The 23891-nt window shown below is 71.6% G+C and carries 24 protein-coding genes; 12 read left to right on the top strand and 12 right to left on the bottom strand.

Features of this window, described 5'->3' with window-relative positions:
* The first annotated feature begins 114 nt into the window (after positions 1-114).
* Entirely contained in the window at positions 115-339 is a 225-nt protein-coding gene (locus DEI98_RS11360) for a DUF3107 domain-containing protein (RefSeq protein ID WP_031259670.1), read from the top strand.
* A gap of 4 nt (positions 340-343) precedes the next feature.
* Complete coding sequence (locus DEI98_RS11365; protein ID WP_027464580.1) at positions 344-640, top strand: hypothetical protein; 297 nt, start codon at positions 344-346, stop codon at positions 638-640.
* A 73-nt stretch (positions 641-713) separates the two neighbouring features.
* Here the strand turns inward: DEI98_RS11365 and DEI98_RS11370 are convergent, their stop codons facing one another.
* Positions 714-1427, bottom strand: coding sequence for a ferritin-like domain-containing protein (locus tag DEI98_RS11370; RefSeq protein ID WP_258370812.1), 714 nt, complete (start codon positions 1425-1427; stop codon positions 714-716).
* Between the two features lie 159 nt (positions 1428-1586).
* Between DEI98_RS11370 and DEI98_RS11375 the strand changes: the two genes are divergently transcribed.
* Positions 1587-3101, top strand: coding sequence for a DEAD/DEAH box helicase (locus DEI98_RS11375; protein ID WP_111029546.1), 1515 nt, complete (start codon positions 1587-1589; stop codon positions 3099-3101).
* 177 nt (positions 3102-3278) lie between these two features.
* Here the strand turns inward: DEI98_RS11375 and DEI98_RS11380 are convergent, their stop codons facing one another.
* The gene (locus DEI98_RS11380; RefSeq protein WP_111088209.1) at positions 3279-4151 is read right to left on the bottom strand and encodes a PHP domain-containing protein; all 873 of its coding nucleotides are present in this window, start codon (positions 4149-4151) and stop codon (positions 3279-3281) included.
* Between the two features lie 70 nt (positions 4152-4221).
* Here DEI98_RS11380 and DEI98_RS11385 point away from each other — a divergent pair, with 70 nt between their 5' ends.
* A complete protein-coding gene (locus tag DEI98_RS11385; RefSeq protein ID WP_111094756.1) occupies positions 4222-5706 on the top strand; it encodes an aminopeptidase P family protein in 1485 nt (494 codons plus the stop codon).
* Between the two features lie 15 nt (positions 5707-5721).
* The gene (locus DEI98_RS11390; protein ID WP_071405472.1) at positions 5722-6192 is read left to right on the top strand and encodes a GNAT family N-acetyltransferase; all 471 of its coding nucleotides are present in this window, start codon (positions 5722-5724) and stop codon (positions 6190-6192) included.
* A 402-nt stretch (positions 6193-6594) separates the two neighbouring features.
* Here DEI98_RS11390 and DEI98_RS11395 read toward each other — a convergent pair whose 3' ends face one another.
* Positions 6595-7476: a general stress protein gene (locus DEI98_RS11395; protein WP_111100801.1), complete on the bottom strand. Its 882-nt coding sequence runs from the start codon at positions 7474-7476 to the stop codon at positions 6595-6597.
* Between the two features lie 130 nt (positions 7477-7606).
* On the opposite strand from DEI98_RS11395, the gene DEI98_RS11400 reads away from it, so the two are divergent.
* The 5 genes from DEI98_RS11400 to DEI98_RS19000 all read left to right on the top strand — a co-directional run bounded on the left by DEI98_RS11400 (position 7607) and on the right by DEI98_RS19000 (position 12940).
* Positions 7607-8926 carry a magnesium transporter MgtE N-terminal domain-containing protein gene (locus tag DEI98_RS11400; protein WP_027464574.1) on the top strand — a complete coding sequence of 440 codons (1320 nt, stop codon included), beginning with the start codon at positions 7607-7609 and terminating at the stop codon, positions 8924-8926.
* A 52-nt stretch (positions 8927-8978) separates the two neighbouring features.
* On the top strand, positions 8979-9476 hold the full coding sequence (locus tag DEI98_RS11405; RefSeq protein ID WP_042539423.1) for a DUF1003 domain-containing protein: 498 nt from the start codon (positions 8979-8981) through the stop codon (positions 9474-9476).
* Positions 9469-10629, top strand: coding sequence for a P-loop NTPase (locus DEI98_RS11410; RefSeq protein ID WP_111100802.1), 1161 nt, complete (start codon positions 9469-9471; stop codon positions 10627-10629). The genes DEI98_RS11405 and DEI98_RS11410 overlap by 8 nt, the downstream gene beginning before the upstream one ends.
* A gap of 9 nt (positions 10630-10638) precedes the next feature.
* Complete coding sequence (locus DEI98_RS11415) at positions 10639-11487, top strand: bifunctional 2-polyprenyl-6-hydroxyphenol methylase/3-demethylubiquinol 3-O-methyltransferase UbiG (RefSeq protein ID WP_111100803.1); 849 nt, start codon at positions 10639-10641, stop codon at positions 11485-11487.
* A gap of 154 nt (positions 11488-11641) precedes the next feature.
* Positions 11642-12940, top strand: a complete 1299-nt coding sequence (locus tag DEI98_RS19000) for a carbohydrate-binding protein (RefSeq protein ID WP_111100804.1) — start codon at positions 11642-11644, stop codon at positions 12938-12940.
* A gap of 99 nt (positions 12941-13039) precedes the next feature.
* Here DEI98_RS19000 and DEI98_RS11425 read toward each other — a convergent pair whose 3' ends face one another.
* Entirely contained in the window at positions 13040-13408 is a 369-nt protein-coding gene (locus tag DEI98_RS11425) for a twin-arginine translocase TatA/TatE family subunit (protein WP_027464570.1), read from the bottom strand.
* A gap of 64 nt (positions 13409-13472) precedes the next feature.
* Between DEI98_RS11425 and DEI98_RS11430 the strand changes: the two genes are divergently transcribed.
* The gene (locus tag DEI98_RS11430) at positions 13473-14105 is read left to right on the top strand and encodes an O-methyltransferase (RefSeq protein ID WP_017887052.1); all 633 of its coding nucleotides are present in this window, start codon (positions 13473-13475) and stop codon (positions 14103-14105) included.
* A 27-nt stretch (positions 14106-14132) separates the two neighbouring features.
* On the opposite strand, the gene DEI98_RS11435 is transcribed toward DEI98_RS11430, so the two are convergent.
* The 4 genes from DEI98_RS11435 to dapE form a co-directional block, all read right to left on the bottom strand.
* The gene (locus DEI98_RS11435) at positions 14133-14852 is read right to left on the bottom strand and encodes an AAA family ATPase (protein ID WP_111100805.1); all 720 of its coding nucleotides are present in this window, start codon (positions 14850-14852) and stop codon (positions 14133-14135) included.
* Positions 14853-14966: 114 nt separating this feature from the next.
* Positions 14967-15137 carry a DUF3117 domain-containing protein gene (locus DEI98_RS11440; RefSeq protein ID WP_017887054.1) on the bottom strand — a complete coding sequence of 57 codons (171 nt, stop codon included), beginning with the start codon at positions 15135-15137 and terminating at the stop codon, positions 14967-14969.
* Positions 15138-15284: 147 nt separating this feature from the next.
* Positions 15285-16529: a hypothetical protein gene (locus DEI98_RS11445; RefSeq protein ID WP_111100806.1), complete on the bottom strand. Its 1245-nt coding sequence runs from the start codon at positions 16527-16529 to the stop codon at positions 15285-15287.
* Positions 16514-17596 (bottom strand): succinyl-diaminopimelate desuccinylase, encoded by a 1083-nt coding sequence (gene dapE / locus DEI98_RS11450; RefSeq protein WP_111100807.1) that lies wholly within the window; start codon positions 17594-17596, stop codon positions 16514-16516. Before dapE ends, DEI98_RS11445 begins: the two co-directional genes overlap by 16 nt.
* A gap of 152 nt (positions 17597-17748) precedes the next feature.
* Here dapE and dapD point away from each other — a divergent pair, with 152 nt between their 5' ends.
* Entirely contained in the window at positions 17749-18714 is a 966-nt protein-coding gene (gene dapD, locus DEI98_RS11455) for a 2,3,4,5-tetrahydropyridine-2,6-dicarboxylate N-succinyltransferase (protein ID WP_111100808.1), read from the top strand.
* Positions 18715-19743: 1029 nt separating this feature from the next.
* Here dapD and DEI98_RS11460 read toward each other — a convergent pair.
* The 4 genes from DEI98_RS11460 to DEI98_RS11475 form a co-directional block, all read right to left on the bottom strand.
* Positions 19744-21042, bottom strand: a complete 1299-nt coding sequence (locus DEI98_RS11460; RefSeq protein ID WP_111100809.1) for a citrate synthase — start codon at positions 21040-21042, stop codon at positions 19744-19746.
* Positions 21043-21206: 164 nt separating this feature from the next.
* Positions 21207-22325, bottom strand: coding sequence for a succinyldiaminopimelate transaminase (gene dapC / locus DEI98_RS11465; RefSeq protein WP_111100810.1), 1119 nt, complete (start codon positions 22323-22325; stop codon positions 21207-21209).
* 13 nt (positions 22326-22338) lie between these two features.
* On the bottom strand, positions 22339-22656 hold the full coding sequence (gene fdxA, locus DEI98_RS11470; RefSeq protein ID WP_017887060.1) for a ferredoxin: 318 nt from the start codon (positions 22654-22656) through the stop codon (positions 22339-22341).
* 35 nt (positions 22657-22691) lie between these two features.
* Positions 22692-23876 (bottom strand): PIG-L family deacetylase, encoded by a 1185-nt coding sequence (locus tag DEI98_RS11475; RefSeq protein WP_111100811.1) that lies wholly within the window; start codon positions 23874-23876, stop codon positions 22692-22694.
* Positions 23877-23891 lie beyond the last annotated feature (15 nt).

Consider the following 23891-nt stretch of genomic DNA (forward strand, 5'->3'; position numbering starts at 1 on the left):
CCAGGACCGCCGACAGCACCGCTGCGGACGCGCGGGGCACCGGTCGTCACGCCGTCGAGTGCGCCCGCGGCGAACGCCCGATGCCGCACGGGACCGCTCGGATACGCTGTGCTCGTGGACATCAAGATCGGCATCATCAACAGCCCCCGCGAGATCGCCTTCGAGACCGCCCAGACCGCGGACGAGGTCGAGAAGGCCGTGTCCGAGGCGCTCACCGCCAAGTCGACGCACCTGTCGCTCCAGGACGACAAGGGCCGTCGCTTCATCGTCCCCGTCTCGGCCCTGGCGTACGTCGAGGTCGGCGCGGAAGAGGCACGGCGCATCGGCTTCGTCGCCTGACGACGTGGAACTGCTCTTCGCCGTCCTCGGCGGCGTCATCATCGGTGCGGTCGCGCACGTGATCCTGCCGTGGCGGTCGAACCGTGGCGTGCTCGTCGGCCCAGCGGTCGGCGGCATCGCCGCAGCAGTGCTCTGGGAAGCGCTGACCTGGGCCGGGTGGCGGTACGACGGCACCTGGATCTGGGTCGTGGCCCTCGTGGGCTCCGGCGTGGTAGTCCTCGTCGTCGAGTGGCTCCTCGGCACGCAGCGCGACAAGCGCGACGCCGAGTACTACGAGCAGCTCAAGACGCGCGGCGCCTGACGCTCGAGCAACTCAGACGCGCGGCGCCTGACGCTCGAGCAACTCAGACGCTCGGCGCCCGACGCTCGACCGCTCAGGCCGTCAGGCCGAGCGCGTCCATCCGTCGGGTGTGCGCGGCGATGAGCTCGGTCCAGACCGGCTCGAGCCGCTCCTGGTCCTCTCGGGCGTGCGACGCCAGCGCCGACCGTGCGACGAGCAGGGTGTCGCCCACCAGACGTCGTCCCCACATCGCCAGACGCGAACCGATCTGCGGGTCGTCCTCGATGTGAGCCGTCAGCTCCTCGACGACCGCCGCTTCCTCGCGCGCGTCGAACACCGACCGCAGCCGCTGCCGCACGTCCGTCGGCAGCGAGCGGAGCAGGTTGCCGAACAGGTCGTTCAGGATGCCGGCGGTCACGTAGCCGGTCAGCATCGACTCGTACCAGTCGGCGCCGCTCGTCCGTTCGAGGAACAGGTCGATCGCCTCGCGGTGCGGGGCCATCAGCGCCGCCGGGTCGCCACCGCTGCGCTCGATCTCGGCCACGATCGTGCGGTGCCGCTCGAGCGCCGTGGTCGCGAGGACCCCGGTCACCAGACGGCCGGAGAGCGTCGGTGCCGAAGCACCGGCTCGTCCCATCGTCTCGTAGACGGAGAGCTGCAGGTACGCGGCCTGCCCGAGGTAGACGTCGAGCTCCGGGGTGACGTCGTCGAGCGCGAGGCGCTTGACCTGCGCGGCTCCGCGGGGGTTCCGCGACGCGAGCCATGCGGCAGCGAGCTGCGCCGCGCGCTTCCGGTTCCACCACGACACCACCCGACCAGCATAGAGGGCGCGCCCCGTGGGACCCGCCGGTCGCCCCGCTCGGCGCCCGGACCGGACCGCCCGACTCCCCGAAGCACCCCACCGCGCCCCGGACCACGCGCCCGTCGGTAGACTGGCCCGGACTTCCACCAGAACTAAGGTGATTCTTTGACTTTCTCAGACCTCAACATCGACCAGGACATCGTCGATGCACTGGCCGGCAAGGGCATCATCGAGCCCTTCCCGATCCAGGAACAGACCATCCCGCTCGGCCTGACCGGCCAGGACATCATCGGCCAGGCCAAGACGGGTACCGGCAAGACGCTCGGCTTCGGCCTGCCGCTGATCCAGCGACTCGGCGCCGACCCGGCGCACGGCGTGAAGGCGCTCGTCGTCGTCCCGACCCGTGAACTCGCGGTCCAGGTCACCGAGGACCTCGAGCTCGCGGCCTCGAACCGCCCGACCACGGTCGTCTCGATCTACGGCGGCAAGGCCTACGAGGGCCAGGTGGAGCAGCTCAAGGCCGGTGCCCAGATCGTCGTCGGCACGCCCGGGCGGCTCATCGACCTGCAGCGGCAGCGTCTGCTCGACCTCTCCCACGTGCAAGAGGTGGTGCTCGACGAGGCCGACCGCATGCTCGACCTCGGGTTCCTGTCGGACATCGAGCGCATCTTCCAGGCCGTCCCCGAGGTGCGGCACACGATGCTGTTCTCGGCGACGATGCCCGCGCCGATCGTCGCCCTCGCCCGCCGGTTCATGAGCCGTCCGGTGCACATCCGGGCGACCGACCCGGACGAGGGCCTCATGCAGGCCAACATCAAGCACCTCATCTACCGTGCGCACTCCCTGGACAAGGACGAGGTCATCGCCCGCATCCTCCAGGCCGAGGGCCGCGGCAAGACCGTGATCTTCACCCGCACCAAGCGTGCCGCGGCGAAGCTCGTCGAGGAACTGAAGGACCGCGGGTTCAACGCCGCAGCGGTGCACGGCGACCTCAACCAGGAGCAGCGCGAGCGCGCGATGGCGGCGTTCAAGGCCGGCAAGCGCGACGTGCTCATCGCCACCGACGTCGCCGCCCGCGGCATCGACGTGGACGACGTCACGCACGTGATCAACCACACGATCCCGGACGACCCGGACACGTACCTGCACCGCGCCGGCCGCACGGGCCGCGCCGGCAAGACCGGTATCGCGGTCACGTTCGTCGACTGGGACGACCTGCACAAGTGGACGCTGATCGACAAGGCCCTCGAGTTCGGCATCCCCGAGCCCGTCGAGACCTACTCGTCGTCGCCCCACCTGTTCGAGGAACTCGACATCCCCAAGGGCACCAAGGGCCGTCTGCCCGGCTCGTCGTCGCACGCCGCCTCGGCTGGCGCCCCCGTCGAGAAGCGCAGCAGCGACCGCCCGGCCTCGGGTTCGGGTTCGCGTGACGCGTCGCGTTCGCGGTCGCGCAGCCGCACCCGGTCAGGAGGCTCGGAGCAGTCCGCCCCGCAGGCTCCAGCCACCGAGTCGGTCGCCCCCACCACCGCGGCGGGCACCGAGGACGGCTCGGCCGTCGAAGGTGGTTCCACCACCGACGGCGCCGCGAAGCGTCGTCGCCGTCGCCGCCGTCGCGGAGCCGGCACCGGCGATGCCTCGGCGACCGCCTCGGCACCGCAGGGCACGTCGGACGGCGAGTAGCGCCTCCAGACCGAAGGGCCCGTCGCTGACGCGACGGGCCCTTCGTCGTCCCCGCCCGCCGACTGCCCCGCGAGGGCGACAGATCGCCGCCAACTGTCAGCGGGGATCTGTCGCTTTCGCGGATGGGTCAAGCCGCGCCGACCGAGATCTGTCGCTTCGGTGGGACGACGCGACGCGTCAGGACAGGCGCGAGCCGGGTCCGACGACGGGAGCGCTGCCCGTCGCCTCGGACACGATCGCGTCGAACGAGACGCGTGCGGTGCGGTGTTCCCCCAGCCGGTTCGGCTTGCCGGTGCCGTGGTAGTCGCTCGAACCGGTGACGAACAGGCCGTAGCGCGTCGCCCAGTCGAGCAGGGTGCGCTTGCCGTGTGCCAGGTTCTCGCGGTGGTCGACCTCGAGCCCGCCGAGCCCGGCGTCGACCAGGTCGCGGAGCATCGGCTCGTCGATGACGATCCCGCGCGAGGACGCCGCGGGGTGCGCGATGACGGGCACGCCGCCGGCCTGCCGGATGAGTTCGACGCCGCGCAGGGGCGACGGTGCCTCGTGGGGTTCGTAGTAGCCGGACGCCGGGTGCAGGATGCCGCGGAAGGCTGCGGACCGGTCGGACTCGAGCCCGCGGGCGACCAGGGCGTCGGCGATGTGCGGGCGGCCGATCGTGGCACCGGGGCTGGACTGGGCCAGGACGTCCGCCCAGGTGATCGGGTGGTCCTCGGCGATGCGGTCGACCATGCGGTGCGCGCGGGAGAGCCGGCCGTCGCGGATCCGGGTCGTCTCCTCGACCAGTCCGGGGTGCTCGGGGTCCACCAGGTAGCCGAGCACGTGCACGCTGCGGTAGCCGATGCGGGTGCTCAGCTCGAGGCCCGGCAGCAGGGTCAGGGGCAGCTCGCGCGCCGCGGCCGTGGCGTCCGCCCACCCCGCGGTCGTGTCGTGGTCGGTCAGCGCGACGGCGTCGAGTCCGGCAGCCGCGGCCGCTCGGACGAGCTCCGCGGGACGCTCGGTGCCGTCGGAGACACTGGAGTGCGCGTGCAGGTCGATGAACGGGTCTGGCACGTGGCCAATGCTATCCACAGGTGAGCGGCCGCACAGGCCGGGTGTCGCCCGGCGGTGCGATGATGGACGCATGGCCGACACGACTCCCCGCGCGACGAGCAACCGATCCACGACCCCCGGGTCCTCGACCTTCAAGGACTTCATCGGGTCGCAGTGGGCCGAGCGCTCGGAAGCGCAGCCCGAGCCCCGCGAGCAGGCCGCGTTCGCCGCCGAGCGTCGCGCGCGCGTCTCCGAGCTGCACCCGGGCCGCACGATCGTGGTGCCGGCCGGGCAGGCCAAGGTCCGCTCGAACGACTGCGACTACCCGTTCCGCCCGCACTCCACCTTCGCGCACCTGACCGGCTGGGGCACCGACACCGTCGTCGGCTCCGTGCTCGTGATGACGCCGAACGGCTCCGGCCACGACGCCACGCTGTACTTCCGCGCCACCGCGGGCCGCGACTCGGAAGAGTTCTACGCCAACCCCGAGATCGGGGAGTTCTGGGTCGGTCCGCGCCCCTCGCTCGACGCCGTCGCCGCCGACCTCGGGCTGGCCACGGCCGACCTCGGGGCGTTCACGGCCGTCGCCGACGCACTCGACGCGTCGGCGCTGCTCGTCCGTGAAGCCGACGACGACCTGACCCGTTCGCTCGACGCCCGCATCGGCGCAGCGATCGGTGGCGCGGACGAGACCGAGGGGTCGCCGGCCACCGACGACCTGCTCGCCCGCGACCTGTCCGAGCTGCGACTGGTCAAGGACGCGTACGAGGTCCGTGAGCTCCGCAAGGCCGTCGACGCCACGAAGCACGGGTTCGACGACGTCATCGGCGACTTCGACGCCGTGCTCGCGCACCCGCGCGGTGAGCGCATCGTCGAAGGAACGTTCAACCGCCGGGCGCGCGCCGACGGCAACACCGTGGGCTACGACACCATCGCCGCCTCCGGCCACCACGCCTGCATCCTGCACTGGACCCGCAACGACGGCGCCGTGCAGCCGGGCGACCTCATCCTCATCGACGCCGGGGTCGAGGTCGACTCGTTCTACACCGCCGACATCACCCGCACGCTCCCGGTGAGCGGCACGTTCTCCCCCGTGCAGCGGATGGTCTACGAAGCCGTGCTCGAGGCCGCCGACGCCGCGTTCGCGATCGTCAAGCCGGGCATCACGTTCCGCCAGGTGCACGCCACCGCGATGGAGGTCATCGCGCGCAAGACCGCCGAGTGGGGCTTCCTGCCGGTCTCGGCCGCCGAGTCGCTCGAGCCGGACAACCAGTTCCACCGTCGTTACATGGTGCACGGCACGAGCCACCACCTGGGGCTCGACGTGCACGACTGCGCGAAGGCCCGTCGTGAGATGTACCTCGACGGCACCGTGCAGGCCGGCATGGTCTTCACGATCGAGCCCGGGCTGTACTTCCAGCAGGACGACCTGACCGTGCCGGAGGAGTTCCGCGGCATCGGTGTCCGCATCGAGGACGACATCCTGGTGACCGAGGACGGTGCCGAGAACCTGTCGGTCGGCATCCCCCGGACCCCCTCGGAAGTGGAGGGGTGGATCGCCCGCTCGGGCCGCTAGCCTGATCGGGTGACCATGCCCGAGGCCTCCCCGAACACCATCTCGATCGAGGTCGAGCACTTCGACTCCCCCGACGCCCAGCGACTCCGCGCCGCCCAGCGCCTGGAGATCGACCGGGCGCACGGCGGCGACACCGAACCGGGTGAGAAGCCGACCGCCGAGTCGATCGCGGTGTTCTTCGTCGCACGCGACGAGTCCGGGACTCCACTCGGGTGCGGGGGCCTGCGCATCGTCGACGACGGCATCGCCGAGATCAAGCGGATGTACGTCCGACCGGAGTCCCGCGGCTCCGGCGCCGCGGCTGCGTTGCTGCGCCGGCTGGAAGAAGCGGCGCTCGACCTCGGGTCCCCGGCGCTCGTCCTCGAGACGGGCACGGAGCAGCAGCGCGCCGTCGGGTTCTACCAGCGCGAGGGGTTCCGGCGGATCGCGAACTTCGGGCCCTACGTCGGGGCGCCCCTGTCGGTCTGCTTCTCGAAGGTCCTCTAGCCCGCCCGAGCCTGCCCGGACCGCGCCGCGCGCAAGCCCGGACCGCGCCGCGCGCAAGCCCGGCTCGCGCGCGCCCGAGCCCGCTCGGCTCTCGGTCACGACGTGCCGTCTGCCCGAGGTCGAGCGGTCACGAACCGTCGTCTGGGCCGGCGCCGAACGACGATCTCTGACCGCTCGAGGCCGTGCGCGCGGGGTGTTGCGACCGCCCGGACCACCCGGACGCCGCCGAGGTCGCACGAAGTGCCGCCCGCGCAGCTCGGCGGCGACAGTTCGTGCGACCTCGGCGAACGCGAACGGCGTGTCGAGCGATCTCGCACGACCCGACCTCGCACGACCCGACCTCGCGCGACCCGATCTCGCACGACCCGAGGACGAAGCCCGATCGCGCTGGCCGGAGCCCGGCTAGCGGCGGTCGCTGTCCCCGTCGCCGTCGCGCTGGGCGTCCGGCGAGGACGAGGGCTCCGGCGGCGTGGCACCGGCGACCCGCTCGCCGTAGCGCGGCGGCTCCTCGGGTCGACGCTCCGGCACCGGCGGGGCCGCGGGGGCGGCAGCCGTCTCGGGGGTCTCCCCGTACCGGGGTCCGTCGTTCGTGCCGTAGCGCGGTGGGCCCGAAGGCGCACCCGTCTGCGCGCCGGGGGCCGACGTACCGGGGTGGTGCGGGCCTCCCGGCTGCTGGTGCGGTGTGGCGTGCCCGCCGTACGGCGACTGCTGCTGCGGCGGGACCCCACCGGGGCCCGGACGCCACTGCTGCTGCTGCTGCTGCTGCTGGGGAGCGTCGTTCCAGTGCGTGGACGGGGTCGCCCCGTGCTCACCGAGGATGCGCTGCGCCTGCCCGGTCAGCTGCGGGTTGACGACGATCTGGTAGTTCGTGGCGAGCACCTGGTGCACGCTCGTGAAGTCGCGCTGCCGCTTCGTGATCGCGAACGAGACGATGCCGTAGAGCATGCCGAACGCGGCACCGATGATCGCAGCAGCCAGGATCAGGCCGCCGGCGCTCGGCGAGAAGAGCGTGAGCACGATGCCGAAGAAGATGCCGAGCCACAGGCCGGACAGCGCGCCGGCGATGGCGGCACGGCCGTAGGTCATCTTGCCGGTGACCCGCTCGACCGTCTTCAGGTCGTTGCCGACGATCGAGAGCTGGTTGACGGGGAAGTCGGCCTCGGCCAGCTTCGCCACCACGCGCTGCGCGTCGGGGTAGCTGTCGTACGTTCCCAGGACGTCGCCCTTGGGCAGCGTCGGGAACGCCTGGGCGGTCCTGCCGGCGAAGGGGCTCTGATTGCTCACACAGCCATCATTCACCGCACACCTTGCAATCGCACGTGCACTCTCAGGGAAGCAGCCGATCGCAAGCCGTCGACCGGTGCCGTCGGCGGCGCGAGCGAACGCGCACACCCGAGCGACTACGCTGGGTCGGGTGAGCGCCACGAAGGTCTTCGTCGCCCGCCTCGCCGGGTGCTCCGTCTTCGACCCCGCGGGCGACCGCGTCGGCAGAGTTCGGGACGTCCTGGTCGTCTACCGCCGGGCCGATCCCCCGCACGTCGTCGGGCTCATCGTCGAGGTGCCCGGCAAGCGCCGCATCTTCGTGAGCATCGGCCGCATCACCTCCATCGGTGCCGGGCAGGTCATCACGACCGGCCTCGTGAACATGCGCCGCTTCGAGCAGCGTGGCGGCGAGGTCCGCGTCATCGCCGAGATGCTCGGCCGCAAGGTGCTCATCAAGAACCAGCGGATCCGCGCCACCATCGAGGACGTCGCGATCGAGGACCGCGGGCAGGGCGACTGGGAGGTCGCGCAGCTCTTCCTCCGCAAGCCGAAGACGACGCCGTCACCGTTCGGCAAGGGTCCGACGACGTTCGCGACGTGGAACGAGGTCACCGAGGACGAGCTCCCCGGCGAGGCCCAGTCCGCCGAGCACGTCATCGCCGCCTACTCCGACCTGCTGCCCGCCGACCTCGCGTCGACGCTGCTCGACCTGCCCGCCGAGCGCCGGTTCGAGGTCGCCGAGGAACTTCCCGACGACCGCCTCGCCGACGTGCTCGAGGAGATGCCCGACCAGGAGCGCATCGAGATCCTCACCCGGCTGGTGGATGCCCGCGCCGCCGACGTCCTCGACCAGATGCAGCCGGACGACGCGGCCGACGTCCTCGCCCAGTTCTCCGACGAGCGGAGCGAGGCCCTCCTGCAGCTCATGGAGCCGGAGGAGGCGCAGGACGTCCGCATGCTCCTGGAGTACGAGCCGGACACCGCCGGTGGTCTGATGACCACCGAACCGGTGATCGTCTCGGCCGACGCCACCGTGGCCGAGGGCCTGGCGCTGGTCCGCCGCCACGAGCTCGCTCCGGTGCTCGGCGCCGCCGTCTGCGTCACCCTGCCGCCGTACGAGCCGCCGACCGGTCGGTTCCTCGGACTCGTGCACTTCCAGCGGATGCTCCGCTACCCGCCGAACGAGCGGCTCGGCACGCTCATCGACCAGCAGACCGAACCGGTCCGGGTCGACGCGAGCGCCGCCGAGGTCACCCGCATCATGGCGACCTACAACCTGCTGTCCGTCCCCGTGGTCGACGACGCCCACCGTCTCGTCGGGGTGGTGACGATCGACGATGTCCTCGACCACGTCCTGCCGGACGACTGGCGAAGTCAGGGCGAGGGGGAACCCTCACCGCTTCCACGCCAACGCCCGCGCAGGACACCCGTGACGACGGGAAGGAGGACCACCCGTGGCCCGAACGGATGACAACCGTCGCGACCGTGACCGCCAAGAGGTCCGGCTCGACTCCCCGAAGGGCATGCGCACGCGTGTGCTCCCCAGCCGCCGCCGTGGTCGCGGGGACACCTTCGGTCGTGCGACCGAGGGCATCGCCCGCGGGATGGGCACGCCGTGGTTCCTCATCGGTCTCACGCTGTTCTGCGTGGTCTGGATGGGCTACAACACCCTGGCGCCGAAGCCGTGGCAGTTCGACTCGGCGGCCATCGGCTTCACGGCTCTGACGCTCGTGCTCTCGCTGCAGGCCTCGTACGCCGCCCCGCTGATCCTGCTCGCGCAGAACCGGCAGGACGACCGCGACCGCGTGCAGTTCGAGCAGGACCGCCAGCGCGCCGAGCGCAACCTGGCCGACACCGAGTACCTGGCCCGCGAGGTCGTGGCCCTGCGCCTGGCGATGCGGGACATGGCGTCGAAGGACTTCATCCGCGCCGAGCTCCGCTCCCTGCTCGAGGAGCTCGACCGCCGCGACGCCGACGAGGCCGGGTACGCGGACGAACACGACAGCTCCACCCGTGGCTGAGGCCGTCCCCACCGACGAACAGCTCGGCACGGCGGTCCTCGCTGCGCTCGGCCGCGTCATCGACCCCGAGATCCGCCGCCCGGTCACGGAGCTCGACATGATCCGCGGTGTCGACGTGCAGCCAGGAGGCGCGGTGCGCGTCGACCTGCAGCTCACGATCGTGGGGTGCCCCGCCGCCGACACCATCGAGCGCGACGTCCGCGTCGCCGCCGGGTCCGTCCCGGGGGTCGCCGCGGTCGACGTCGACGTGTCCGTGATGGACCCGGCCACTCGTGCCGCGCTGACCGAGCGGCTGCGAGCCGGCCGGCCCAAGGGCATCCAGTTCACCGCGGACTCGCTCACGCGCGTCATCGCCGTCACGAGCGGCAAGGGTGGCGTCGGCAAGTCCACCGTCACCGTGAACCTCGCCGTCGCGCTCGCCCGCCGGGGTCTGCGGGTCGGGGTCGTCGACGTCGACGTGCACGGCTTCAGCGTCCCCAGCCTGATGGGTCTGACCGACGAGCACGGGGTCGCACCCCGCCCGACCCGCGTGGACAGCATGATCCTGCCGCCGGTGGCGCACGACGTGAAGGTCGTGTCGATCGGCATGTTCGTCGACGACGTCTCGACCGCGGTGTCGTGGCGCGGACCGATGCTGCACCGCACCGTGAACCAGTTCCTGACGGACGTGTTCTTCGGCGACCTCGACGTCCTGCTGCTCGACCTGCCCCCGGGAACCGGCGACGTCGCGATCTCGGTGGGGCAGCTGCTGCCGCACGCCGAGGTCCTGGTGGTCACGACTCCGCAGGCCGCCGCGGCCGACGTCGCCGAGCGCAGCGGGATCGTCGCCCGGCAGACCGGACAGCGGGTCATCGGCGTGGTCGAGAACATGGCGGGGCTCGTGCAGCCCGACGGCTCGGTGCTGCACCTGTTCGGTGAGGGTGGTGGCGCCGAGACCGCCGCACGGCTGTCCCGTGGCCAGGACGCCCCCGTCCCGGTGCTCGGCAGCGTGCCACTGTCGGTGCCCCTGCGCGAGGGCGGCGACGCCGGGGTCCCCGTGGTGCTCGGCAGCCCGGAGGACCCGGCCGCGGCGGCCCTGACCGCGATCGCCGACCGGATCACCACGATGGGACGCGGGCTCGCCGGCCGGAAGCTCGGGTTGTCGCTGTCCTAGGCTCGGGGCATGAGCACCGATCACGTCGATGTCGACTGGGACCACGCACGCGCCACGAACCGCGCGAACTGGGACGACCGGGTGCCGATCCACGAGGGCGCCTACGCGATCGACGCCCTCGCCGACCCCGGCCACCGCTCGGACGTCGTCCGCGAGGACCTGCCGGCCCTGACGCCCTGGTTGCCGAACGGCTCGCTCGACGGCCTCGACGTCTGTCACCTGCAGTGCCACATCGGCACCGACACGGTGTCGCTCGCCCGCGAGGGTGCCCGACTGACCGGTGTCGACTTCTCCCCCGCCGCCCTCGCCTCGGCCGCCGGACTCGCATCGCGCCTCGGGCTCGACGTCACCTGGGTCGAGACCGACGTCCTCGATGCCCGGGCCGCCGTCACCGGTGACTTCGACGTCGTGTACACGAGCATCGGCACGATCTGCTGGCTCCCCGACCTCGACCGCTGGGCTGCGCAGGTCGCCGGCCTGCTCCGCCCCGGCGGGGTGTTCTTCATCCGCGACGGACACCCGGCGCTGTACGCCCTCGACGAGGACGCCGACGAGCTCGTCACCCGGTACCGGTACTTCCCGGACGGCACCGCGCAGCAGTGGGACGACGCCGGCACCTACGCCGGTGACGGCACGGTGGCGAACACCCGCACCTTCGAGTGGCCGCACCCGCTGTCCGAGATCGTGAACGCCCTGCTCGGTGCCGGGCTGCGGCTCCGACGACTCGACGAGGGCCGGACCCTGCCGTGGCGCTTCAGCTCCCGCATGGTCGAGACCGACACCGGCTCGTGGGCCTGGCCGGATCACGACCGCGACCGGATCCCGACCACCTACACGATCGTCGCCACCCGCGACTGACCTGGTCCGTTCGGCGCATCCTGTGCGTTCGTTCATGGACAGGGCGTTCTACCCCGGCGCATTATGCAAGGGCATTACACAATGCCCTTGCGGAATGTGACGTGAGGGCTCCACCCGCCGGACGACGACGTCCGACCGAGGACAGGAGAACCGTGTGAACCAGAACACCCGCGTGCGATCGGGCCTCGTGGCCACCATCGCCGCCGTCATCGTCGCAGGGGGCTCGCTCACAGCGGCGCCAGCCCTCGCCGCGACGACCTGCGCGACCGCCTGGAGCGCCGGCACCGCCTACAACGGCGGAGCCACCGTCAGCGAGAACGGTTCGAACTACACCGCGAACTGGTGGACCCAGGGCGACGAACCGGCAACCCACTCCGGTGCGACCGGCAGCGGCCAGCCGTGGACGTCGTCCGGCACCTGCACCGGTGGCGGCGCCGGCGGCGGGACCACCACCCCTGGCGGCGGTGGGACCACCACGCCCGGCAACGGCAGCACCGGCACCGCGAGCGGTCTGGTCTTCAGCCCGTACAAGGACATCACCGTGAACCTCGACTGGAACACGAACGTCATGAACACCGCGGTCACCGGCACGCGGATCCCGGTCGTCGGGTCGAGCAACAGCCTCGTGTCGACGCGGGAGCCCGGCCTCAAGGCAATCACGCTCGCCTTCGCCACCGGTACCTGCGGCAGCGAGAACTGGGGCGGGGTGGCCGCCGACGCGTTCGCGAGCGCCAACATCGCGAAGCTCGACGCTGCCGGCGTGAACTACATCGTCAGCACCGGTGGCGCCGCAGGCTCGTTCAAGTGTTCCGGCACCGCGCTGCAGTCCTTCATCGCCCGCTACGCTTCGCCGCACATGATCGGCGTCGACTTCGACATCGAGAGCGGGCAATCGGCCGCGGACGTGCAGAACCTGGTGAGCGCAGCGGCCCTGGCGCAGGCGAAGTACCCCGGCCTGCGCTTCTCGTTCACGCTCGCCACGCTGGCGGCGTCCGACGGCTCGTTCGGTGGACTGAACAGCACCGGCGACGCCACCGTCAAGGCGATCAAGGCCTCGGCGCTCACGAACTACACGATCAACCTCATGACGATGGACTTCGGACGCGCGACCACGGCCAACTGCGTGATCGTCGGGTCGACGTGTCAGATGGGGCAGTCCACGATCCAGGCGGTCACGAACCTGCAGCACACCTACGGGATCGCCTCGTCGAAGATCGAGGTCACCCCGATGATCGGCGTCAACGACACCTCTGACGAGGTCTTCACCCTCGCGGATGCCGACACCGTCGCCGCGTACGCCAAGTCCCACGGGCTCGCGGGCGTGCACACCTGGTCGCTCGACCGCGACACCCCCTGCCCGACGGCGCAGAGCACCGCGTCACCCACCTGCAGCTCGGTGGCCGGCACCACGGCCCTCGCCTGGACCGACCGCTTCCTGGCGGCCCTCAAGTAGGGAAGGACCGGGCGTCGCGACGCGACCCCCTGACGGACTGGAGGCCCGGTGCCAGCTGGCACCGGGCCTCCAGTCCGTCAGGTGGGGACGTGACGGGCGTCAGGTCGCCTCGGCGTCGAAGGGTGCCGGTTCACCGGCGGCCAGGGGCACGACGGGAGCCGTCGCGCGAACCTTGGAGGCCGTCACCTGCGCGGTCTGGACGGCTGCGGCACTCGTGCCGGAGTCGAGCAGGGCGTCGCGGATGATGCGGCGCGGGTCGTACTGGCGCGGGTCGAGTTTCTGCCACTCGATGTCGTCGAACTCGGGGCCCATCTCGTCGCGCATCCGCTCCTTCGCGGTGTCGGCGAACCGACGGACGGCCTTGACGAACTCGGCCAGCTTCTGGGCGTACATCGGCAGGCGCTGCGGCCCGAGCAAGAGGACGCCGATGACCCCGATGATCAGGATCTTGTCGAGCGGGATGTCCACGCGAGCGAGCCTAACGCGTGCTGCTGCGTTGCACCTCTAGAGTTGTCTCCCGAACGGAGTGTGCGTGTCAGAGAAAGAGTCGAACTGGAAGTTCGCCGAGGACATCGTCTCGGAGACCGAGGCGATCGCCCGTGCTCGTGAGCACTCCCTGGAACTCGGGGTCGAAGCGATCTCGCCCGCGATCGGTGCGCAGATCGGGGTCATCGCCGCAGCCTCGCGAGCCACGAGCATCATCGAGATCGGCACCGGCCTCGGGGTCTCCGGCCTGTACCTGCTCGCCGGCGCCCCGAACGCGACCCTGACGACGATCGACGTCGAGGTCGACCACCAGCAGTTCGCCCGCGACGCCTACATCAGCGCCGGCACCGCTCCCGCACGGATCCGGCTCATCCCCGGTCGGGCGAACCAGGTGCTCCCCCGCATGAACGAGGCCTCGTACGACGTCGTCCTCGTCGACGCCGACCCCGAGCACGTCATCGAGTACGTCGAGCACGGTCTCCGGCTCGCCCGCCTGGGTGGCACCGTCCTGGTGCCGCACGCCCTGTGGCGCGGACGCGTGGCCGACCCGGTGAAGCGCGACCGCGCCACCACGGACTTCCGGCTGCTCCTGACCGAGGTGTCGACCTCGGGTGCGGTGCGCAGCGCGCTGTCGCCCGCCGGTGACGGGCTGCTGCAGTTGACGAAGGTCACCAACTAGCGCTCGACCCGCCGGCGCTCGCGCAGGTCAGTCCAGGTGCCGCAGGTACCGCTCGGGCGACTCGAGGAACGCACGCTCGTTCCGCACCAGCTCGAGGTCGTGCCACTCGGTGCGCCGCAGGCCCCACTCGCCGACCTCGTGGATCTCGGCCCCGGGGAACGCGGCGAGCACGGGTGAGTGGGTCGAGAGCACGACCTGGCCGACACCCGTCTCGACGATGGACTGCAGGAGCCCGATGAGCGCCAGGCACCCCGAGAACGACAGGGCGGACTCCGGCTCGTCGAGGATCCAGAGCCCGGGCCACTGCGACCGGTGGATCACGAAGTCGAGGAACGACTCACCGTGGCTCCGCTCGTGGAACAGGGGCTCGGCTCCCCCGGGGTGCTGTTCGAGGTAGGTGAAGACCCCGTGCATGGTCTCCGCGCGCAGGAAGAAGCCGGACCGCACCGCTCCGGGCTCCCGGTGCAGGGCGATGTGTTCCCAGAGCTGCGATTCGCTCGGGCGGGTGCTGTGCCCGGACTTCGTCGAACCACCCTCGGGCCCCATCCCGAAGGCGAGCGCCATCGCCTCGACCAGGGTGGACTTGCCGGCACCGTTCTCGCCGACCAGCACCGTCACCGGAGCGAGGTCGAGCCCGTCGTCGAGCAGCTGCCGAACGGGCGCGAGCGTGGCCGGCCAGACGCTGCGCGGCATCGGGTCGGGCGCGTACTCCTCGACGCGGCGGATCGGCAGTCTCGTCCTCGGCACGGCCCCATCCTGCCGGAGCCGACCGACACCGCGTGTGGGCGCCCCCTACCGGCGGACAGACGGAAGGCCCGGAGCGTACACGCTCCGGGCCTTCCGTTCTGGTGCTTCGACGTACTAGGCCGAGACGACCTCAGCGAGTGCGTCGTGGAGTTCCTTGGCCTCGGCATCGTTGACCGAGACGACCAGGCGGCCTCCACCTTCGAGCGGAACCCGCACGATGATGAGTCGACCCTCCTTAACAGCCTCCATCGGCCCGTCACCGGTCCTCGGCTTCATGGCTGCCATCAGATGTCCCCTTTCGTGCAGTAAATGCAGCCCCATTATCCCGTATGGAGGGGGCAACTGCGAAACCGCCCAGGTTGGGGGTGTCGGATGCCCCGTCCGGATGCTCCGCAGAACGCGGTTCCACGGGCCTCCGGCGCCCCGCATCGATCACGGCGGGGTCCAGTCGTAGCCGTCGATCCACCACGTGTAGTACAGCCAGACCCACTGCAACCCGACGAACGCGACGACGACGGCCACGCGGTACACCCGCGACCGCGGCAGCGCGACGATCCCGAGCAGCGGCGCGATCGGCACGAGGATGCGCCAGGTGCTCGACTGCGGGAAGAACACCGCCAGCAGGTACACCAGGTACGCCACGCCCCAGAGTCGGAGCTCGATGCCGATCCGGCGTGCGGCCGGCATGCACACGAACGCCGCGAACCCGACGAGCACGACGACGAGCAGCACCGTGCCGGCCGGCTGCCCCAACCACCACCCGAACCCCTGCACCCACGGCGCGAACGGCACGAGTTCCTTCCACCCGATGTACGACGACCGCCAGGCGAGCTCGGTGTCCGTGTAGGCCTTCGGCGCCCCGGTCACCGCCCACGCGATCGCCGGCCATGCCAGACCGACCAGACCCGACACCGTGGCGACCACCGCGGGTGGGACGAGCCGGCGGAGGGTCAGCGGTTCCGACGAGCGCACCCACGCCGGACGGATCGCCCACGCGGCCACGAAGAGCACCACCAGGAACGCGAAGGCGAGCCCCGTCGGTCGGGTCATGCCGAGCAGGAGGACGACGGGCAGCATCGCCCACCACAGTCGATCCACCATGAGCAGCAGCGCGACGAGCAGCAGGAACAGGCCCATCGACTCCGCGTAGGCCACCTGGAACATCGCCGACACCGGTGCGACACAGAACAGCACCGTGGCGAACGTCGCCCGTGCGGGGTCGAGGAACCGTCCCATGAGCCTGCGGAACACCAGCGCGGCCCCGAGTCCGGCGAGCAACGACACCGAGACCGCGACGAACTCGAACGACGCTCCGGTGAGCAGCGTGAGCGCGCGCACCAGGAACGGGTACGCGGGCATGAACGCCCACGCGTTCTCGGTCACGTGCCCGGCGGCGTCGACGGGCAGCGTCGACGGGTACCCACCCGTGGCGATCACGCGGTACCAGGCACCGTCCCAGATCGACGCGAACGACAGGTAGCCCGGGCTCTGTACGGTGAACGAGTTCGCCGCCTGCACGCGGGCGAAGGCGAGCATCATGGTGCCCGTGACGAGCCGCGCCAGCACGTAGACGACCGTGATGCGCACCCACCACGGGACGACCCGGTACCGGGCCCGCCAGCGGTTCCGAGCAGGGGTCCTCCGGGTGGCCCCCGCCGTCGTCAGGCCGTCAGCCACCGACGCAGCCCGGCCTCGACCGCGGTGATCTGCGCGACCGGGACCTGCTCGTCGTCGTGGTGGGCGAAGACCGGCTCGCCGGGGCCGTAGTTGACCGCGGGGACCCCGAGCGCCGAGAAGCGTGCGACGTCGGTCCAGCCGTACTTCGGACGGGGCTCCGGTCCGCCGACGGCCGCGACGAAGTCCTGCGCGAGTGGGGCATCGAGTCCGGGGCGGGCACCGGCGGCGAGGTCGACGATCGTGACCTCGTACCCGTCGAACAGCTCGCGGATGTGGGCGACGGCTTCGTCGGCCGAGCGCGAGGGTGCGAACCGGTAGTTCACGTGCACCATCGCCTCGTCGGGGATGATGTTGCCCGCGATGCCGCCGCTGATGCCGACCGCGTTCAGGCCTTCGCGGTACTCGAGCCCGTCGACCGTGACGGTGCGGGGCTCGTAGGCGGCCAGGGTGGCCAGGATCGGGGCGGTCTTGTGGATCGCGTTGTCGCCGATCCAGCTCCGGGCGCTGTGCGAACGCTTGCCGAACGTGCGGATCTCGGCGCGGAGGTTGCCGTTGCACCCGCCCTCGATCTGCGCCCCGGACGGCTCGCCCAGGATCGCGAAGTCGGCGGTGAGGAGTTCGGGTCGTGTCCGGGCCAGGCGGCCGAGGCCGTTCAGGGCGTCGCTGACCTCCTCGTGGTCGTACCAGACCCAGGTGACGTCGACCGAGGGGTCGACCAGGTCGTACGCGAGCTTGAGCTGCACCGCGCAGCCGGCCTTCATGTCGACGGTGCCGCGGCCCCAGAGGATCTCGGTGCCGTCCTCGGCGGTCCGGAACTCGGTCGGCAGGTTGTCGTTGAGCGGCACCGTGTCGATGTGACCGGCGATGACGACGCGGCGGTCGCGGCCCAGGTTCGTCCGCGCCACGATCGCGTCGCCGTCGCGGATCACCTCGAGGTGCGGCAGCGGTGCGAGCACGGCCTCGATCGCGTCGGCGAGGGCCTGCTCGTTCCCGGACACCGACTCGATGTCGCAGATGGCACGGGTGATGTCGATGGACGAGGCGGTGAGGTCGAGGTGCTCCGGCATGCGGGCAGCCTACCGGCCGCCCCTCGCACCGCCCCGGCAGTCCGGACGGTCGGGAACCCCACCGCCCCGGCAGTCGGGACGGTCGGCGACCCCACCGCCCAGGCCGTCCGGCCGGACGGTGCCCGCCGACGGCCGCTCGGTACCCTGGAGCCGTGACCGACACGACTGCCACCGACCGCCCGACCCACGCCTGGGGCCACGGCCTCGCGACGATCGCCGCCGACGGCACGACGCTCGACACCTGGTACCCGGAGACGCACCTCGGGGCGCTGCCCGCCGGCGCCGTGTTCCCCGCCGAGCTGCAGGCGCACGTCGGGGACGACCCCCGCCGCGAGGTCCGCTTCGAGGCCGTCACCACCGAGATCACGATCGACGCCGGCCCCACGAGCACCCCGGACGCGTACCTCCGCCTGCACCTGCTGAGCCACCTGCACGTCCGCCCGAACGAGGTCTCCCTCGACGGCGTCTTCGGCCACCTGCCGATCGTCGCGTGGACGAACGCCGGCCCGGTGCACCCCGAGTCCCTGACGCGCCTGCGCCCGTCCCTGCAGCGCGCCGGCATCGCCGTGCACGCCATCGACAAGTTCCCGCGCCTGCTCGACTACGTCGTGCCGGACCGCGTCCGCATCGGCGACGCCAACCGCGTCCGCCTCGGCGCGCACCTGGCACCGGGCACGACCGTCATGCACGAGGGCTTCGTCAACTTCAACGCCGGCACCCTCGGTGACGCCATGATCGAGGGCCGCGTCTCGCAGGGCGTCGTCGTCGGCAACGGCACCGACATCGGCGGCGGCGCCTCGATCATGGGCACGCTGTCCGGCGGCGGCACCCACCGTGTCTCGCTCGGCGAACGCGCGCTGCTCGGCGCGAACGCGGGCCTCGGCATCTCGCTCGGTGACGACTCCGTCATCGAGGCCGGTCTCTACGTCACGGCCGGCACGAAGGTGGTGCTGGTCGGCGCAGCCCCGAACCCCGACGGCACCCCGAAGACCGTCAAGGCCGCCGAGCTCTCCGGCACCCCGAACATCCTCTTCCGCCGCAACAGCATCAGCGGCGCCGTCGAGGCACTGCAGCGCAAGGGCGAGGGCATCCAGCTGAACACCGCGCTGCACGCGTAGCGCCCCGCCCCGGCCCGCGCGCCCGGAGGCCCGCCCCGCGAGCGGTCACGACACACCGTCCGCGGGCGCCGAGGGCGAACGAACCGTCGGTTCGACACCCGCCGGACGACAGTTCTCGACCACTCGGCAGAGGTGAGCGGCGCGCCCCGCGCCGCGCCCGACACGCACGCACGGAGGCCTGGAGGCCCGGTACCGGCCCACGAGACCGGCACCGGGCCTCCAGGCCGTCGCGTCCAGTGCCCCACCCGGCCCCGCGAGTGGTCACAACACACCGTCCGCGGGCGCCGAGGGCGCACGAACTGTCACTGCGACACCCGCCGGACGACAGTTCGCGACTACTCGGCGGAAGCGAGCGGCGCGTCCCGCCGCCCCGCGCCCCTGCACGCACGCACGGGAGGCCCGGTGTCGGTCCACGAGACCGGCACCGGGCCTCCAGGTCGTCGCGTCCAGAGCCCGCCCCGCCCCGCGAGCGGTCACGACACACCGTCCGCGCGCGCCGAGGGCGCACGAACCGTCGTTCCGGCACCCTCCGGACGACCGTTCGCGACCACTCGGCGGAGGCGACCGGCACGTCCCACGATCGCGCACACACCGACGCACGCACGGGAGGCCCGGTGTCGGTCCACGAGACCGGCACCGGGCCTCCAGGTCGTCGCGTCCAGAGCCCGCCCCGCCCCGCGAGCGGTCACGACACACCGTCCGCGTACGCCGAGGGCGCACGAACCGTCGTTTCGGCACCCGCCGACCGACAGTTCGCGACCACTCGGCGGAAGCGAGCGGCGCGTCCCGCCGCCCCGCGCCCTGCACGCACGCACGGGAGGCCCGGTGTCGGTCCACGAGACCGGCACCGGGCCTCCAGGTCGTCGCGTCCAGAGCCCGCCCCGCCCCGCGAGCGGTCACGACACACCGTCCGCGCGCGCCGAGGGCGCACGAACCGTCGGTTCGACACCCTCCGAACGACAGTTCGCGACCACTCGGCGGAGGCGACCGGCGCGTCCCGCCGGACGACGGCGGGGCGCTCTGCGTCGGTCAGCGCCCGGGGACGTCGCGCTCGGGTGCACCCACGTAGAGCTGCTGCGGGCGACCGATCTTGTTGAGCGGGTCGTTGTTCAGCTCGCGCCACTGGGCGATCCAGCCCGGCAGGCGACCGATGGCGAACAGGACGGTGAACATCCGCGGCGGGAAGCCCATTGCCTTGTAGATGATGCCGGTGTAGAAGTCGACGTTCGGGTAGAGCTTGCGGCTGACGAAGTACTCGTCCTCGAGCGCGATCTGCTCGAGTTCCATCGCGATGTCGAGCAGGTCGTCCTGCACGCCGAGGGACTCGAGGACCTCGTGCGCGGACTCCTTGACGAGCTTCGCGCGCGGGTCGTAGTTCTTGTAGACGCGGTGCCCGAAGCCCATGAGCTTGACGCCCTGCTCCTTGTTCTTCACCCGCTCGACGAAGCGCGTCACGGGCTCGCCCGAGTCCTTGATCTGCTGGAGCATCTCGAGCACGGCCTCGTTCGCACCGCCGTGCAGCGGGCCGTACAGAGCGTTGATGCCGGCCGAGATCGAGGCGAACATGTTCGCCTTCGTCGAGCCGACCATGCGCACCGTCGAGGTCGAGGCGTTCTGCTCGTGGTCCTCGTGCAGGATGAGGAGCCGCTCGAGCGCCTTCGAGAGCACCGGGTTGGGCTTGTAGGTCTCGGCCATGGTGCCGAAGTTCAGCCGCAGGAAGTTGTCGACGAACGACAGCGAGTTGTCCGGGTACAGGAACGCCTGCCCGATGGCCTTCTTGTGGGCGTAGGCCGCGATCACCGGGAGCTTGGCGAGGAGCCGGACGGTCTGCAGCTCGACCTTCTCGGGGTCGTCCACGTCCATGTCGTCCTCGTAGTACGTGGACAGGGCGCTGACGGCGCTCGAGAGCACGGACATCGGGTGCGCCGAGTGCGGCAGGGCGTCGAACAGACGGCGGAGGTCTTCGTGCAGCAGGGTGTGCCGACGGATGCGGGCGTCGAACTGCTCGAGCTCGGTGGGGGTCGGCAGCTCGCCGTAGATCAGGAGCCACGCGACCTCGAGGAACGTGCAGTTCCCGGCGATCTGGTCGATGGGGTACCCGCGGTAGCGCAGGATCCCCTGGTCGCCGTCGATGTAGGTGATCGCGCTCTTCGTCGCACCGGTGTTCACGAACCCGTAGTCGAGCGTGTTCATCCCGGTCTGCTTCTTGAAGGTCGAGATGTCGATCGCGGACGCGCCGTCGACGCTCTGCAGGATCGGGAACTCCGCCGTGCCACCCGGGAACGTCAGCGTCGCGATCGCGCCCTGCTGTTCAGCGGCGGGACTCACGGGGACGGGCGTGGTGGGCGGTGTGGCCGTCTTCTGAGCGTCATTGGCAGTGTCAGTCACGAGGACAGCCTAATCGCGGCACCTGTCGGTCGTGCACACATCCCAGGTGACGATTTGGTGGTTCCCACGGATTGCGGGCACCACCGGAACCACTCGTGTCCGTGCTACGCGGTGCCGAGGCGACGGCTGCTCGCCAGTCGCTGCGACGCTGCGGCGATGCGTTCGTCGGTCGCGGTCAGGGCCACGCGGACGTGCTCGCCCCCTGCCGCACCGTAGAACGTGCCCGGTGCGACGAGGATCCCGCGGTCGGCGAGCCAGGCCACGGTGTCGAGTGCGGGTTCGCCCCGGGTGGCCCAGAGGTAGAGCCCGGCCTCGCTGTGGTCGATCCGGAACCCGGCATCCTCGAGTGCTCGCCGGAGCATGTTCCGTCGCGCGCGGTAGCGGGCCTTCTGCTGCTGCACGTGGGTCTCGTCCTGGAGCGCGACGACCATGGCCTGCTGCACAGGCAGCGGCGGCATGAGCCCGGCGTGCTTCCGGACGGCCAGGACGTCGGCCAGGATCGCGGCGTCACCGGCGACGAAGGCCGCACGGTAGCCGGCGAGGTTCGACTGCTTCGACAGCGAGTACACGCTCAGCACGCCGTCGAGCGAGTCGCCGACGACCCGGCGGTCGAGGATCGTGGGCGTCGGCGTGGTGGGGTACTCCGGGTCCCACCCGAGCTCGGCGTAGCACTCGTCGCCGACGATGACGGCTCCGAGCTCGCGGGCGCGCACCACGGCGGCGCGGAGCTCGTCGATGGTCAGCACGCGGCCGTCGGGGTTGCCCGGGGAGTTCAGCCACACGAGCTTGGTGGTGGACGGCCACGCGGCGGGGTCGTCCGACGCGAGGGCCTCGGCCCGGACCAGTGCGGCGCCGAGCTCGTACGTCGGGTACGCGGCGGCCGGGAACACCACGGTGTCACCGGGCCCGATGCCGAGCCAGAGCGCCAGGCCCGCGATGAACTCCTTCGAGCCGATCGTCGGCAGCGCGTTCGCCTCGGTCAGGGCGACGCCGTGCCGACGGCCGTACCAGTCCGCGATGGCCTGCCGCAGCGCCGGGGTGCCGGCGACCTGCGGGTAGGCGTGCGCATCGGTCGCGGTGGCCAGGGCGGTGCGGACGACCTCGGGCGTGGGGTCGACGGGCGATCCGACGCTGAGGTCGACGATGCCGCCCTCGTACGCCGCGGCGCGCTGCTTGAACGGGACGAGCTGGTCCCAGGGGAAGTCGGGGAGGTCGAGCGCCACGAGGGGGGTCCGGTCAGCCGCGGACGGGCTCGGCCGCGACGACGGGGTGGTCCTTGTGGATCACGCCGACCTTCGCAGCGCCGCCGGGCGACCCGACCTCGTCGAAGAACTCGACGTTGGCCTTGTAGTAGTCGGCCCACTGGTCGGGCAGGTCGTCCTCGTAGTAGATGGCCTCGACGGGGCAGACCGGCTCACACGCACCGCAGTCGACGCACTCGTCGGGGTGGATGTAGAGCGAGCGGTCGCCCTCGTAGATGCAGTCGACCGGGCATTCGTCGATGCAGGCGCGGTCCTTGACGTCGACACACGGCTGGGCGATCACGTAGGTCACGGTTCGGGTGCTCCCTTCGACGAGCGGCTTCGAGTCTACTCGCGGCCCGGGGCCGTCCGGGACCGCAGCCCCGACAGGTCCGGCCACGCGAGGACCAGGGCTGCGATGACCGCGGGGGCGAACGTCCAGACGTACCCGGCCGCGTTGGCGAGGACGAGCGGCGAGCTCTCCCCGCCGACCGACACGAGCACCTGTGTCGCGACGAGGATCCCGATCCCGATCGCCGCGACCATCGCCCGCGAACGGTAGACGAGCCGCACGCCCACGGTCAGGCCGAGCACGATGAGGGTGGTGACGACGAGCCCGACCGGGATCGCGCCGAGCGTCTGCTGGTGCGTGACCGTCCCGAGGCCACCGGCGAGCAGTCCGAGCAGCAGCGAGACGACGACCGCCGCGGCCTTGCCCTGGCCGGACATCTCGGCGTAGGTCTGCGGCGCCGCCGGCTGCGGGGCCGCGTCGTGCCGGAACGCCTCGACCGCCGGGGCGTGCTGCCGGACGCCGTGCGGCATCACCCACGACAGAGCGCTCGGGTCGGCGGGATCCACGGGGTCGACGGCGACCTGGGAGTGGTACTGCTCGACGGCCGCACGCACCTTGGCCCGGACCGGCAGGACGTCGACCGTGACGTCGGCCTGGCCGCTGGCGGGGTCGACGATCGTCGAGAACGGGACCTCTTCGGCACGGGCCGCGTACTGCGCCGCGTGGTGCATCCGCACGTGGTCAGGGTGCCCGTAGCCGCCGTCGTCGGCGTAGCTGATCACGGCGTCGGCACCGGAGGAGCGGATCGCGGCGCGGACGTCGTCCACCACCTCGCCCAGGTTCGCTGCGGTGAGCGAGTCGGCCGGGGCGTCGTCCGCGGCGGTGGCCCGCCCGTCCGGGCCCCACTGCATGCCCGAGTCGACGTAGCGACGCTCCGGCAGGTCGGTCGGCCGGGCACCGCGCCCGCCGAGCCACAGGTGCTGCGGACCACCGAGGGCGGCGAGGGCCGCGGCGATCTCGGTCTCCCGGTGCCGTGCCACCCGCGCGGGGTCGCCAGCCAGCGGGGCCAACTGCTCCGTGAGCATCTCGCCGCGCTCGCCCCGGGTCGCGGTGAGCACGGTCACCTCGGCGCCGCGCTCGAGTAGGGTCGCGATGGTCCCGCCCGACGAGAGCGTCTCGTCGTCGGGGTGGGCGTGCACGATCAGGACGCGCTCGGGGCGCGTGGCGGGGACCTTCGACATCGTCCCCAAGGGTAC

This window comes from Curtobacterium sp. MCLR17_034 (genome assembly GCF_003234485.1).
Taxonomy (GTDB): Bacteria; Actinomycetota; Actinomycetes; order Actinomycetales; family Microbacteriaceae; genus Curtobacterium; species Curtobacterium flaccumfaciens.